A 13274-nucleotide genomic window follows, 5' to 3' on the forward strand; every position below is an offset into this window, starting at 1 on the left:
ACCTTGTGTATGGAGAGCATCATGGACGAACCAACCGAAAATAAGCCGCCCACCCTCTGGCAAATGCTCCACAGCGTGGGAGCGGCGGCCTTCGGCGTGCAAAGCGGAAAAAACCGCGCCCGCGACTTCACCCATGGCAAGCCGAGCCACTTCATCATCCTCGGCATCCTGTTTACGGTGATTTTCGGGTTGACGTTGTATGGGATCGTCAATCTGGTGTTGTACTTTGCGGACGTATAGAACGTCTGCACAGTATGGAAACAGCTCTCTTGCGAACCGAAACAGCCATATCGCCCATCTCGATCTGAGCCGCTCTAGCGCCGCCCCAGTGCATCGAGCGAAAAGGCATAACGCTCGCCATCCGGGTGGGACACCAGGCTGAAGCGCTTGAAGTCCAGGCGATAGTCCTTGGCCGGATTCATGTTCAACCACGCGCGGGCACGGGCCGGATCGAGCGATTGCATCAGGTCGATCTGCTGGTTGTAGCCGCCATGACGCGCGAGGTCGACGCCCCGGGCGTGATCATGGAGCAGCACCATGGCCCACCCTCCCAAGCTGAAATGCCCGGTGAACAGCACGCTCAAGCGCCCGTCGATGCGGGCCTGGAGCGCCGCCCTGGAGCTGTTCATGGCGCTGAACAACACATCCTTGCCCGGTTGGCGACCCGCCTCCTCGAACGCCTGCATGGCGCCCAGGGCCATTTCATCATTGGCCGACCAGACCAGCGCGGTCTGCGGATAGCGCTTGATCAACTGGCTTGCCTGCTCATGAGCCCGTTCGCGATTCCACTCGCCATAGACCAACTGGCGCAGATGCACTTGCGGGTGCTCGGCCAGCGCCCGGAGCAGGCCTTTCTCGCGCAGTTGCGCCGAAGGGGTGAGTTTCTTCCCGGAAAAAGCCAGCAGATCGAGCGTCTGCCCAGGCGCCAACGGTCCGTATTGTCGCAACAGTTCCTTGAGCATCAGGTAACCGCTGCGCTCATCATTGGGCACCAGGCTGCCGAGCAACTCGGGAGGTGGGGCACCGTTCTCTGTCAGCAGGCGAGTCTGATCGCTGGTCAACGTGTTGTTCACCAGGAACAGCTTGACCCCACTGCCCTGCGCCAACTGCAGGATCCGCGGGGCGACATACTGCTCGTTGACCAACACCAGATAGTCCGGACGGTCCTTGGCCGTGACGGCCTCGCGCGCTTGGCGAATCATCCGCTGGGGATCGCGCTCGGCATACTCCACGCGCAGCCGCAAGCCCAGTTTGCTTGCCGCCGCTTGCATGAATTCGGTGTAGCTGACCCAGAAGGGCTCGGTGGAGTACCCCGGGTTAAGGAACACGACTGAAGGAGCAGCCGAACTGCCAGGCAACGCCTCGGACGAAGAAGAAACCACATGGGCGGCCTGGGCCTGGGCCCAGAATGACAGGCATAACAGCCCCAGTAGCCTACAGATAAACTTCGACATCCCGCCCGCCCCAAATAATACGCCACCCAGTATAACGACCCGGGTGGCGAACGGGCACATGAACGCGCGACCTTCATGTGGCCTGCAACGGCTCGAACTTATTGATGACTGACCCAGAACACTGCGGTGCCCACCACCAGGATAATCAGGAACAAAATGGCCCAGGCATCAACAGTACTGTCGCTTTTCCTTGCTTTGGTCGGATTGCTCATTGCATCGCCTCTTGTCGGTTTTGTAGGTGATTGCATAGGGACTCGACCACAGTTAAGACGATGATTGCCCGTACGACAAATGTGGGTTAGGCAATAATCAATCTCATTAGTCGATTTGGTTCTTTACATATACTCAAACATCACTTTTGCGCATAACTCAAAACAGGTATCTTGCACCGGCTCCTCTAGGAGTGCGCGGCCGTGCGCGCAGAATTGCCGAGGCAGAACCCGATTCCAGCGAGCCAACATGCAGCTGTTTCTGATCGGCCCAAGCCTGAGACCGAGACTTATATGTACGTATATGACGAGTACGATCAGCGGATCATCGAGGACCGCGTCAAGCAGTTCCGTGATCAGACCCGACGCTATCTGGCAGGCGAGCTGAGCGAAGAAGAATTCCGCCCTCTGCGCTTGCAGAATGGCTTGTATATCCAGCGCTTCGCCCCGATGCTGCGCGTGGCTGTGCCTTATGGCCAACTGACCTCGCGCCAGGTGCGCAAGCTGGCGAAAATTGCCCGCGACTACGACAAGGGCTACGCCCACATCAGTACCCGGCAGAACGTCCAGTACAACTGGCCAGCCCTGGAAGATGTGCCCGAGATCCTCGCCGAACTGGCCACCGTGCAGATGCACGCGATCCAGACCAGCGGCAACTGCCTGCGCAACGTCACCACCGACCAGTTCGCCGGTGTCGCAGCCGACGAGTTGATCGACCCGCGCCCGTGGTGCGAAATTGTCCGCCAGTGGACGACTTTCCACCCGGAATTCGCCTACCTGCCGCGCAAGTTCAAGATCGCCATCAACGGCTCGACCTCGGACCGTGCGGCCATCGAAGTCCACGACATCGGCCTGGAAACGGTCTACAACGCGGCCGGCGAGCTGGGCTTCCGTGTACTGGTCGGCGGTGGCCTGGGGCGTACGCCGGTGGTCGGCGCGTTCATCAACGAGTTCCTGCCGTGGCAGGACCTGCTGAGCTACCTCGACGCCATCCTGCGGGTATACAACCGCTACGGCCGTCGCGACAACAAATACAAGGCGCGGATCAAGATCCTGGTCAAGGCCCTGACGCCTGAAGTGTTCGCCGAGAAGGTCGAAGCCGAGATGGCTCACCTGCGTGGCGGCCAGACCACCCTGACCGAAGCCGAAGTGCATCGCGTTGCCAAGCACTTTGTCGACCCGCAGTACAAGGCGCTGGGTAATCAGGACGCCGAACTGGCAGCCCTCGACAAGGAACACCCAGGCTTCGCCCGCTGGCGCACCCGCAACACCCTGGCCCACAAGAAGCCGGGTTATGTCGCGGTGACCCTGTCCCTGAAGCCGACCGGCGTCGCGCCAGGCGACATCACCGACAAGCAACTGGACGCCGTGGCCGACCTGGCCGAGCGCTACAGCTTCGGCCAGCTGCGCACCTCCCACGAACAGAACATCATCCTGGCGGACGTTGAACAGAGCCAGTTGTTCACCCTGTGGGGCGAGCTGCGCGAGCAAGGTTTCGCCACCCCGAACATCGGCCTGCTGACCGACATGATCTGCTGCCCGGGCGGCGATTTCTGCTCGCTGGCCAACGCCAAGTCGATCCCTATCGCCGAATCGATCCAGCGTCGTTTCGACGACCTGGACTACCTGTTCGACATCGGCGAGCTGGACCTGAACATTTCCGGCTGCATGAACGCCTGTGGTCACCACCACGTCGGCCACATCGGCATCCTGGGCGTGGACAAGAAAGGCGAAGAGTTCTACCAGGTCTCCCTGGGCGGCAGCGGTAGCCGCGACGCCAGCCTGGGCAAGATCCTCGGCCCGTCGTTTGCCCAGGACGACATGCCTGACGTGATCGAGAAGCTGATCGACGTGTACATCGAACAACGTACCGAAGACGAGCGCTTCATCGACACTTACCAACGTATTGGCATCGACCTCTTCAAGGAACGCGTCTATGCAGCGAATCATTAAGAACAACGAGGTTGTCGACGAAACCTGGCACCTGCTGCCCAAGGACGCGACCCTCGATGGCATCTCCAACTGTGACGACCTGATCGTGCCCCTGGCCCTGTGGCGCGATCATGCCCACGCCCTCAAGGCCCGCGACGGCGGCCTGGGCGTGTGGCTGGACGCCGACGAGGAAGCCGAGGAAATCGGCGAGGACGCCAACCAGTTGCAGGTCATCGCCTTGAACTTCCCGGCCTTCACCGACGGGCGCAGCTACTCCAACGCCCGCCTGCTGCGTGACCGCTATGGTTTCAAGGGTGAATTGCGGGCGATTGGCGACGTACTGCGCGACCAGTTGTTCTACATGCGCCGCTGCGGCTTCGACGCCTTTGCCTTGCGCGCCGACAAAGATCCCTACGAAGCCCTCGAAAGCCTCAAGGACTTCTCGGTGACCTACCAGGCAGCCACTGACGAGCCGCTGCCGCTGTTCCGTCGTCGCTGAGAAAGCCCTATGAAAAAGCCCTGAGCCGGGTGTACCGGTTCAGGGCTTTTTTGTTTCTGAATGATCAATGCCCAGCTCCCCCCCGAACCACTGTGGGAGCGAGCAAGCTCGCTCCCACAGGGTTTAGTGGTGAATACCCGTCCCCGAATTACCAGAACCGCTGCTGGGTCAGGCGGCTCCACCAACTGAGCAGCACGCGATCCACCGAGCCGCTGGCCGCCATGCCGATGCGTTCCTGCAGGCTTTTGCGTTCGGCGTAGTGCAGGTGGTACAGCTCGGCACCCTTGGCGCGTTCGGCCAGGTATTCATCGCTGGTTTTCAGCTCGTCCACCAAGCCCTTGCCCTGCGCCGCGACACCCAGCCAGACCTCACCGGTCGCCACTTCATCGATGGCCAGTTGCGGGCGGTAGTTGGACACGAAGTTCTTGAACAGCTCATGGGTGATGTCCAGGTCTTCCTGGAATTTCTCCCGGCCCTTCTCGGTATTTTCGCCGAACACCGTCAACGTGCGTTTGTATTCCCCGGCCGTCAACACTTCGAAATCGATGTCGTGTTTCTTCAGCAGCCGATTGACGTTGGGCAATTGCGCGACGACGCCGATGGAGCCCAGGATCGCGAAGGGAGCGCTGATGATCTTCTCGCCGATGCACGCCATCATGTAGCCGCCGCTGGCCGCGACCTTGTCGATGCAGACTGTCAACGGCACGCCGGCCTGACGGATCCGCGCCAGTTGCGACGAGGCCAAGCCGTAGCTGTGGACCATGCCGCCGCCACTTTCCAGGCGCAGCACCACTTCATCCTTCGGCGTCGCCAGGGTCAGCAGCGCAGTGATTTCATGACGCAGGCTCTCGGTGGCCGAGGCCTTGATGTCACCGTCGAAATCCAGCACGAACACCCGGGGCTTGGCCGCCGGCTTGTCCTTGTTTTTCTTCCCGGCCTTTTCAGCCTTGCCTTCGGCCTTGCGCAGGGCCTTGAGCTGATCCTTGTCCAGCAGCGTCTGTTCCAGGCGCTCACGCAGCCCCTTGTAGAAATCGTTGAGTTTGCTCACCTGCAACTGGCCGGTCGACTTACGTCGCCCCTTGCTGCGCAGCGCCGCAAAACTGGCCAGCACCACCAGGATGGCGATCACCAACGTCACGGTCTTGGCCAGGAAACCGGCGTACTCGATGAAAAACTCCACAGCAACTCCTTAAATGCAATGCGCCACTGAACGCAGGCGCGTAACGGTCCCAGCATACCCATGCGCCTGCGTCGCGACCAGTCATGAAACCGCTGGTTACCTTAACGCGAGCGAGGCAGGACAAGGCTGCAACGGGCATTTCAAACAAGCGTATGTTTTTTCATTGACAGCTCACCGCCATCCCCATAACCTCGCCAAACCTTCAACGTACCGGGATGACGAGGACGTGGGCAGTATCTATCTGATTCGACATGGCCAGGCCTCCTTTGGTGCGGACGACTACGATGTCCTTTCACCCAATGGCGTGCGCCAGGCGCAAGTGCTCGGCGGTCACCTGGCGGAGCTCGGTGTCGTATTCGATCGCTGCCTCTCGGGTGACCTGCGTCGCCAACAGGATACCGCCATCGGTGCGCTGGGCCAGATGTCCGCCGCCGGGTTGCCGGTTCCCGAGCTGGAAATCGACGCCGCGTTCAACGAGTTCGATGCCGACGCGGTCATTCGCGCCCTGCTGCCGGACATGCTTCCCCAAGAGCCCGAGGCGCTGCATATCCTGCGCAACGCTGCGCAGAACCGCGCCGAATTCCAGCGCATCTTCGCACTGATCGTCGAACGCTGGCTCAGCGGCCAGTATGACCCGCCGGGCCTGGAAAGCTGGCTGGGTTTTGTCGAGCGGGTCCAGGCGGGCCTGCACCGCATCCTGGAGCAAGCCGACAACACCCATAAAATCGCCGTGTTCACCTCCGGCGGCACCATCACCGCCCTGCTCCACCTGATCACCCGGATACCGGCCCGACAGGCCTTCGAATTGAACTGGCAAATCGTCAACACCTCGCTCAACCACCTGAAATTCAGGGGCCGCGAGGTGGCCCTGGCTTCCTTCAACAGCCATGCCCACCTGCAACTGCTGAAGGCCCCGGACCTCATCACCTTTCGCTGAGTCCGGATTACTGTAGACCCTTGCTGTACCACCCAAATAAGGATCGAAACCATGACCTCCGTAGCCGACGCCGTACAAGCCATGAAAGCCAAGTTCAACCCAGCCGCCGCTGCCGGCCTGGACCTGGTATTCGGTTTCCGCATCGACGATACCAAGAACTTCTCGCTGGTCGTCAAGGACAGCACCTGCGAACTGCAGGAAGGTGAAAACCCGGACGCCCAGGTGACCCTGGTGATGGACGGCGAAACCCTGCAAGGCATCGTCGACGGCAGCACCGACGGCATGCAAGCGTTCATGGGCGGCAAGCTGCGCGCCGAAGGCGACATGATGCTGGCCATGAAACTGTCCGAGCTGTTCCCAGGCTGAGACTGCGCTCGCGTTCTTCGCGGGCCTTTGATTGCAGACGAATCCCGCCCCCGTGGCGGGATTCGTGTTTTTGCCCTCCCCTGATCCCGCGTTGCACTCACAACCTTGATCCCTGTCAGTTGTCGCTCTTCCCCCAGCCGCTAACGTAGCGCTTCCATCAAGCCAGGGACGGCTCATCGGGAGCCGGCGCCTGCTCATCTCACGGAAGAGACTCATGCCCACACTGAAGATCATTTTGCTGTCGAGTGCCTTCAACGGCCTGACCCAACGCGCCTGGCTGGATCTGCGCGAGGCCGGCTATCACCCCAGCGTCGTGCTGTTCACCGATCCGGCCTCGGTCTGCCGGCAAATCGAAGAAAGCGGCGCCCACCTGGTGATCTGCCCGTTCCTCAAGGACCGCGTACCCGAGCAGTTATGGCGCAACCCGCGGCGCCCGGTGGTGATCATTCATCCCGGAATTGTCGGCGACCGCGGCGCCAGCGCCCTGGACTGGGCGATCACTCGGCAGCCCGAACGCTGGGGTGTCACGGCGTTGCAGGCGGTAGAGGAAATGGACGCCGGGCCAGTCTGGGCCACTTGCGAATTCGACCTGCCCCAAGGCCTGCGCAAATCCGAGCTGTATAACGGCCCGGTCAGCGATGCGGCCATTCGTTGCATCCGCGAGGTCGTGGAAAAATACCTCGACGGTTTCATCCCGGTGCCACTGGACTATGACCGTCATGACGTGGTCGGACGCCTGCAACCGAACATGACCCAGGCCCATCGCACCTTCAGCTGGCACGACAGCACCGGCTTCATCAAACGCTGCATCGATGCCGCCGACGGTCAACCCGGAGTGCTGGCAAGCCTGGCCGGCGAGCAGTTTTACCTGTACGACGCCCATCCGGACGTTCGTCACGGCCTGCCCGGCGAACTGCTGGCCGTGCGTGACGATGCGGTGCTGGTGGCGACAGGGGATGCAAGCCTGTGGATCGGCGCCCTGCGCCGCAAGCCGCAGCCCGGCGAACAGACCTTCAAGCGTCCGGCGCGCCACGTATTGTCGAACCGGCTCGAAGGCGTCCCGATGCTCGACGGTTCCCTGGCTCGCCAGCCGTTCAGCGATGAGCCTTACCAACCCATTCGCTATCGGGAATGCGGCCATGTGGGAGAGCTGACGTTCGAGTTCTATAACGGGGCGATGAGCACTGAGCAATGCCAACGGCTGGTGGCGGCATTGCGCTGGGCCAAGTCCCGGGACACCCAGGTGCTGTTGATCCGCGGCGGGCGCGGCAGCTTTTCCAACGGTGTGCACCTGAACGTTATCCAGGCCGCCGCCGAACCCGGCCTGGAGGCCTGGGCCAACATCCAGGCCATCGATGACGTTTGCCTTGAGTTGTTCAGCGCACGGCAACTGGTGGTCAGCGGCCTGACGGGTAACGCCGGGGCCGGCGGTGTGATGTTGGCTCTGGCGGCCGATATCGTGCTGGCGCGCCGTGACATCGTGCTCAACCCGCACTACGCGACCATGGGCCTGTACGGCTCCGAATACTGGACCTACAGCCTGCCCCGCGCGGTCGGCCCGGACATGGCCTGGAAACTCACCCAGGACTGCCTGCCGATCAGCGCCCTCCAGGCGTTGCGCTACGGCATGGTCCAGGAGATCGGACCACGCTGCCCCGACGAGTTCGGCCTGTGGCTGCTGCAGCGAGCCAACAGTGCGCTGCTCGATCCGAACTATGAAAGCATCCGGGTTCGCAAGGCCGAGCGGAGCCTGTCAGCGATCCAGGCGTGCCGCGATGGCGAACTCGCGCAGATGCGACATGACATGGTGGACAATCGCCACGGCTTCGCCGACAAGTGCCGTGGGTTCGTCTTCAAGCACAAGGCGTGCCGCACACCAGAACGCCTGGTCGCCCCTTGGGCGCGAACAGCACAGGCCCAAGCCGTCCAATAATGCCCGGTATCGGCGAGGCGCGGCAGCTCTTACAATGCCCGCTTCCCCCGTATCGGCCTGAACATGGACATCGACCTCGCCCGCACCTTCCTGGAAATCGTCCGCCACGGCAGCCTCGCTGCTGCGGCCGAAAAGCTGCACGTGACCCAGACGGCGATCACCGCCCGGGTGCAGAAGCTCGAAAGCCAGCTCGGCTGCGCGCTGTTCGTGCGCAACCGTGCCGGCGCGCGCTTGACCAGCGACGGCGAGGCGTTTGTGGTCTACGCCAACCAGCTCGTGCAGACCTGGGAAGCAGCCCGCCGGGACCTGCCACTGCCCGAGGGTTATCGCAACGTCTTGCACCTGGGAGGCGAGGTCAGCCTGTGCAATCCCTTGATGCTCGCCTGGGCCGGCGAACTGCGCCAGAAAATTCCCGGCCATGCCCTGCGCATGGACATCCGCGACGGCGAGAAACTGCTGCAACAGCTGGAGCTGGGGCTGCTGGACGCGGCGGTGGTGTATCAACCCGAATACTGGCCGCGCCTGCAGGTAGAACAGCTGCTGGAAGAAAAACTCATCCTGGTACGCCTGGCCGCCCGTCCCGAACCCTACGTGTACATCGACTGGAGTGCTGACTTCCGCCGCCAACACGACACCGCGCTACCGGACAAGGCCAAGGCCGCCGTGACCTTCAACCTCGGTCCCCTGGCCTTGCAGTACATCCTGGAAAACGGCGGCAGCGGTTACTTCCGCACCCGGGTCGTGCAGAGCTACCTGGACAGCGGCATCCTGGAACGGGTGCCCAAGGCACCGGAATTCAACTACCCCACTTACCTGGTCTACTCCCGCGATCGGGATTCAGCAGCGTTGCAGCAGGCATTCGAGGTGTTGCGAGAGATCGTCAAGACCGGCAGCGACTGGTCGCAGCGCTGGGATCCATTGACCTGAGTTTATGAGAGTAAGGGCCTCGCCCAAAAAGCCCTTCGCAACACGAAGGGCCTTCACAGGTTCGGTCCCGAGGCTAGCGCTGCATCTGAGCCACGATCTCGTCCTTGACCAGCAATCGCTTCTTCTTGAGCGTCTCCAAAGCATCGTCGGACAGCGCGCCGGAGGACGGTTTCTCGGCTTCGACCACCTCTGCATCAAGTTGGGAGTATTTTTGAATTAACGAGTCGAGCCTTGGATTCTCGCTGCGTTTTTGCTGGATGTGGTCTTTTGTGCATTTGAGATCCTGGCACAAATCGTGGGACACCGGCATGGAACACCTCCTTCGATGGGTCGGTGGCAGGCGCCCTTGCGGCACCCGTCGATTATCAGGATGGCCTCCTCGACAGGGTTCTGTCGACCGCCAATCCGACCAGCGGTGACCGTTCGTCGTACCGGATCGCTTGGCGATCAAACCTTTGCCTGTACCCCACCCTCCATTGCTCAGAGACGACAAGAGTCGCTCGTTCAACTTGTGTGGAGACTTACCTATGGACAGATTTACCCTGCGTCAACTCGGCCTGGCAGTTGCCCTGAGTACCAGCATGGGCATGGCATGGGCCGCGACTTCCAACGACTTTGTCGACAACGCGGCGGCCGGCGGCATTGCAGAAATCGAGACCAGCAAACTGGCCTTGGAAAAAAGCCAATCGGCGGACATCAAGGCGTTCGCCAACAAGATGATCACCGACCACACCAAGGCCAACGAAGAGCTGAAAGCCCTGGCGCAAAAACATGACATCGAAGTACCCGACGACACCACGCTGATGAAAAAAGCCAAGGCGAAGATTCTCGACGTGCGCGATGAGTCTTTTGATGCGGCCTACGCCAACAACCAGGTCAAGGCCCACGAAGAAACCATCGCCCTGTTCAAGAAAGAAGCCGAAACCGTTACCGACGACAAGAAGGCTGGCAATACCGAACTCAAGGCATTCGCCCAGAAGATGCTGCCAGACCTGCAACATCACCTGGATGCCGCCAAGAAACTTCAGGCTGCGCATCCAAGCAAGTAGAGCGAGACACTGCTCACTCAAGGAAAAACGGCGCCTCCCTTGGAAGGGAAGCGCCGTTTTCTCGAAGCGCCCCCCTGTGGGAGCGAGCTTGCTCGCGATAGCGGTGTTTCAGTCACAGGGATGGCGAATTTGCCACAGTCATCGCGAGCAAGCTCGCTCCCACAATGGCTCGGTGTCGCACATCCTTCAGGGGCTAGCCACCATCGGTGTCGATATCAGCGTCAGTATCCTCGCCAGATTTCGGCCGATCCGGTTCAGGCTTGAAGCCGGGACTGAAGGTGTTGTCATTGTCCTGATGATGATGCTTCTGATCGACCTCAGTGGCGCCGCTTTGGGCCTGGTCCGTTCCGGCAGGGCTGACTGGCTGGGCGCTCGCAGGCTTGTCCGGGACTTGGGGGTCGATGGCCGGATCGTTACGGGGGGACGGTGTCTGCGCCTGGCCTTCTTGTTGCTGGGTGGTTGCGGGATCGTCGTTCATGGGCACCTCGTTCATGGCAGGGCCGGATGGATGACCGGTCTTGAACATTCGAAGGTGACGCGACGGCTTCGGTTCCATTTGTTTGCAGCGCCGCGATCAGCCGCCCAGCACACTCCTCACCATCCGGGTCAGCGCGTCCGGGCCGTAGGGTTTGCTCAATAAATGGGTATCGGGGCTCAGTTGATGGTTCCGGGAGATGATGTCCCGGGTGTGTCCCGAGGTGAACAGCACCGGAACCGGCGGGTTCTGCACCTTGGCCCAGGCGGCCAGGTCGGAACTCTTGATCAAGCCGGGCATGACCACGTCGGTGAAGATCAAGTCGACCGAGATGCCTTCCAACAGCAGCTTCATCGCCTCATCACCGCTGGCGGCCGTGAGGGTCCGATAACCAGACTGTTCCAACAGTTCCACCGACGCGCTGCGCACCTCTTCGTTGTCCTCCACCACCAGGATCGTCTCTTGCCTGCCGGACTGAAGCACGTCGTGTTGCTCGGTTTCCCCCGCTTCGGGCGCAAGGCTTCGAGGGAAATACATCCGTACCCGCGTGCCCTCGCCCAGGTCGCTGGAGATCTCGATATGGCCGCCACTTTGCTTGACGAACCCGAACACCATGCTCAGTCCAAGCCCGGTGCCCTGGCCATCGGTCTTGGTGGTGAAAAACGGTTCGAACACCTGCTTCAGGATGTCGGGCGGCATGCCGGCACCGCGGTCGATCACCGACAGCCGGACGTAGTCGCCGGCCGGGATCCCCTTGCCGGCACAGAACGCTTCATCGAGTCCGATGTTCTCACCGATCAGGCGGATGGTGCCCTCGCCGCCCATGGCATCGCGAGCATTGATCGCCAGGTTCAACAGGGCGTTTTCCAGTTGATTGCGATCGACGTGGATGCACCAGGGCTCCTGGGGCAGGCTCACTTCAATCTGGATGGTTTCGCCCAAGGCCCGCTGCAGCAGTTCACCCATGCCATCGTAGATGCGTCGTGGGTTGTAGACCGCCGGTGACAATGGCTGGCGCCGGGCAAAAGCCAGCAACTGCGATGACAACTTGGCCCCCCGTTCCACGGCTTCGATGGAGGCACTGACCCGCCGTTGCACGTTGGCGTTGTCCCGCTCGTGGCGGGCCAGCAAGTGCAGATTGCCGGCAATCACTTGCAGCAGGTTGTTGAAGTCATGGGCCACGCCGCCAGTGAGACCGCCAATGGCCTCGAGCTTTTGCGACTGACGCAACTGCTCTTCTGCCGCCAGCCGCGCCTGCACCTCATCGGCGACCCGCTGTTCCAGGTCGCGGGTGAATTTGAGCAGCGAAGCTTCGGCTGTCTTGCGTTCATTGATGTCAATCAGCACACCTGGAAAACGCAGGGGCTTGCCCGTGGCATCGAATTCGCAGCGACCGCTGGCCAGCACCCACAGGTAATCACCGCCCACGCGGCGCACTCGATATTCAGCGCTGTAGGGGATGCCCGTGCGCAAGGTCAGTTCGACCCGCTGGTTGACCTCTTCGAGGTCATCGGCGTGGATGCGCTTGCGGGCAATTTCGATGGGCAGTGCGTCCAGCGAACAGTCTGGCGGGTAGTTGAAGGTACGGGCGAAACGCTCATCGCCCGACAGGGTGTCGGCCTGGATATCCCAGACGAACGACCCCAGCAATGGTCCGGCCGAGAGGGCCAACTGGATGCGCTCATTGACGGCCCGGTAACTGCGTTCGGCCTCTTGCCGGGCGCGCTCGGTCAACACGAGCTCGGTGGTCTCCACCACAATCGCCAGCACGCCCGCCGGGGACTGGTCGTCATCGGGCACCGGGCTGTAATAGAGGTCCATCCACACATCTTCAGGCTTGCCATCGCGCAGCAGGACCAACTCTTTGCTGCGGTAGGACAAGGTGCCGCCGGCCAGGCAGACGTCCAGCACATGCCGATTGAATTCGGCGACCTCCGGCCAACCCAACTCCACCGCGCACCCCAGCAGGTAGGGATGACGGCCACCGGCGAACTCGGCATAGGCATCGTTGTAGATCATGAAGCCCTGGCGGCCCCACAACATCACCATCGGCAAGGGCGAAGCCAGCAACAACTGAACGGCACTGCGCAGGCTGGCGGACCAGTGCTCGATGGCGCCCAACTCGGTCCGGCTCCAATCGAACGCCCGGATACGCCCGGCCATTTCACCGCCCCATCCAGGGCACCCGTGATTTTGGGATAGAAACTGCATGGTCGATTCTGAACCTCAAAATGCCTGCAGGGAGTCGGCATTACACAAATCCCTTGCGATCAGTGCTTCGAGCGCTGGGTTGGCGTTTGGTTTCATGGGAGG

At 61.4% G+C, this 13274-nt stretch carries 13 protein-coding genes; 8 read left to right on the forward strand and 5 right to left on the reverse strand.

Annotation, left to right across the window (positions count from 1 at the left end; translation table 11 throughout):
• Positions 1–21: 21 nt before the first annotated feature.
• Entirely contained in the window at positions 22–240 is a 219-nt protein-coding gene (locus AB4O09_RS20125) for a DUF2970 domain-containing protein (RefSeq protein WP_003200193.1), read from the forward strand.
• Between the two features lie 74 nt (positions 241–314).
• Here AB4O09_RS20125 and AB4O09_RS20130 read toward each other — a convergent pair whose 3' ends face one another.
• Positions 315–1454, reverse strand: coding sequence for an ABC transporter substrate-binding protein (locus AB4O09_RS20130; protein WP_003200192.1), 1140 nt, complete (start codon positions 1452–1454; stop codon positions 315–317).
• 503 nt (positions 1455–1957) lie between these two features.
• Here AB4O09_RS20130 and AB4O09_RS20135 point away from each other — a divergent pair.
• Together AB4O09_RS20135 and AB4O09_RS20140 are read left to right on the forward strand one after the other, a co-directional pair.
• Positions 1958–3616 carry a nitrite/sulfite reductase gene (locus tag AB4O09_RS20135; RefSeq protein WP_003200188.1) on the forward strand — a complete coding sequence of 553 codons (1659 nt, stop codon included), beginning with the start codon at positions 1958–1960 and terminating at the stop codon, positions 3614–3616.
• Positions 3600–4094, forward strand: coding sequence for a DUF934 domain-containing protein (locus tag AB4O09_RS20140; protein ID WP_003200186.1), 495 nt, complete (start codon positions 3600–3602; stop codon positions 4092–4094). Before AB4O09_RS20135 ends, AB4O09_RS20140 begins: the two co-directional genes overlap by 17 nt.
• A 148-nt stretch (positions 4095–4242) precedes the next feature.
• On the opposite strand, the gene sohB is transcribed toward AB4O09_RS20140, so the two are convergent.
• Positions 4243–5274 carry a protease SohB gene (sohB, locus tag AB4O09_RS20145; protein WP_003200184.1) on the reverse strand — a complete coding sequence of 344 codons (1032 nt, stop codon included), beginning with the start codon at positions 5272–5274 and terminating at the stop codon, positions 4243–4245.
• 226 nt (positions 5275–5500) lie between these two features.
• On the opposite strand from sohB, the gene AB4O09_RS20150 reads away from it, so the two are divergent.
• From AB4O09_RS20150 to AB4O09_RS20165, 4 genes are all read left to right on the forward strand, one after another.
• Positions 5501–6211, forward strand: a complete 711-nt coding sequence (locus tag AB4O09_RS20150) for a histidine phosphatase family protein (RefSeq protein ID WP_003200182.1) — start codon at positions 5501–5503, stop codon at positions 6209–6211.
• Between the two features lie 51 nt (positions 6212–6262).
• Positions 6263–6577: an SCP2 sterol-binding domain-containing protein gene (locus AB4O09_RS20155; protein WP_003200180.1), complete on the forward strand. Its 315-nt coding sequence runs from the start codon at positions 6263–6265 to the stop codon at positions 6575–6577.
• A 214-nt stretch (positions 6578–6791) separates the two neighbouring features.
• A complete protein-coding gene (locus tag AB4O09_RS20160; protein WP_123351363.1) occupies positions 6792–8510 on the forward strand; it encodes a hydrogenase maturation protein in 1719 nt (572 codons plus the stop codon).
• 63 nt (positions 8511–8573) lie between these two features.
• The gene (locus AB4O09_RS20165; protein ID WP_003200177.1) at positions 8574–9437 is read left to right on the forward strand and encodes a LysR family transcriptional regulator; all 864 of its coding nucleotides are present in this window, start codon (positions 8574–8576) and stop codon (positions 9435–9437) included.
• Between the two features lie 73 nt (positions 9438–9510).
• Here the strand turns inward: AB4O09_RS20165 and AB4O09_RS20170 are convergent, their stop codons facing one another.
• A complete protein-coding gene (locus AB4O09_RS20170) occupies positions 9511–9747 on the reverse strand; it encodes a YdcH family protein (protein WP_003200175.1) in 237 nt (78 codons plus the stop codon).
• Between the two features lie 217 nt (positions 9748–9964).
• Between AB4O09_RS20170 and AB4O09_RS20175 the strand changes: the two genes are divergently transcribed.
• Positions 9965–10486, forward strand: coding sequence for a DUF4142 domain-containing protein (locus AB4O09_RS20175; RefSeq protein WP_003200174.1), 522 nt, complete (start codon positions 9965–9967; stop codon positions 10484–10486).
• A 193-nt stretch (positions 10487–10679) separates the two neighbouring features.
• Here the strand turns inward: AB4O09_RS20175 and AB4O09_RS20180 are convergent, their stop codons facing one another.
• The gene (locus AB4O09_RS20180) at positions 10680–10964 is read right to left on the reverse strand and encodes a hypothetical protein (RefSeq protein WP_460107390.1); all 285 of its coding nucleotides are present in this window, start codon (positions 10962–10964) and stop codon (positions 10680–10682) included.
• Positions 10965–11060: 96 nt separating this feature from the next.
• On the reverse strand, positions 11061–13172 hold the full coding sequence (locus AB4O09_RS20185; protein ID WP_258637131.1) for an ATP-binding protein: 2112 nt from the start codon (positions 13170–13172) through the stop codon (positions 11061–11063).
• Between the last annotated feature and the right edge of the window lie 102 nt (positions 13173–13274).

It is taken from the genome of Pseudomonas sp. H1_F01, assembly GCF_054681425.1.

Excerpts from the sequence above, each read along its gene's own strand:
- AB4O09_RS20125 (WP_003200193.1), top strand. The coding sequence starts at position 22 with ATGGACGAACCAACCGAAAATAAGCCGCCCACCCTCTGGCAAATGCTC.
- AB4O09_RS20130 (WP_003200192.1), bottom strand. The coding sequence starts at position 1,454 with ATGTCGAAGTTTATCTGTAGGCTACTGGGGCTGTTATGCCTGTCATTC.
- AB4O09_RS20135 (WP_003200188.1), top strand. The coding sequence starts at position 1,958 with ATGTACGTATATGACGAGTACGATCAGCGGATCATCGAGGACCGCGTC.
- AB4O09_RS20140 (WP_003200186.1), top strand. The coding sequence starts at position 3,600 with ATGCAGCGAATCATTAAGAACAACGAGGTTGTCGACGAAACCTGGCAC.
- AB4O09_RS20155 (WP_003200180.1), top strand. The coding sequence starts at position 6,263 with ATGACCTCCGTAGCCGACGCCGTACAAGCCATGAAAGCCAAGTTCAAC.
- AB4O09_RS20160 (WP_123351363.1), top strand. The coding sequence starts at position 6,792 with ATGCCCACACTGAAGATCATTTTGCTGTCGAGTGCCTTCAACGGCCTG.
- AB4O09_RS20165 (WP_003200177.1), top strand. The coding sequence starts at position 8,574 with ATGGACATCGACCTCGCCCGCACCTTCCTGGAAATCGTCCGCCACGGC.
- AB4O09_RS20170 (WP_003200175.1), bottom strand. The coding sequence starts at position 9,747 with ATGCCGGTGTCCCACGATTTGTGCCAGGATCTCAAATGCACAAAAGAC.
- AB4O09_RS20175 (WP_003200174.1), top strand. The coding sequence starts at position 9,965 with ATGGACAGATTTACCCTGCGTCAACTCGGCCTGGCAGTTGCCCTGAGT.
- AB4O09_RS20180 (WP_460107390.1), bottom strand. The coding sequence starts at position 10,964 with ATGAACGACGATCCCGCAACCACCCAGCAACAAGAAGGCCAGGCGCAG.
- AB4O09_RS20185 (WP_258637131.1), bottom strand. The coding sequence starts at position 13,172 with ATGCAGTTTCTATCCCAAAATCACGGGTGCCCTGGATGGGGCGGTGAA.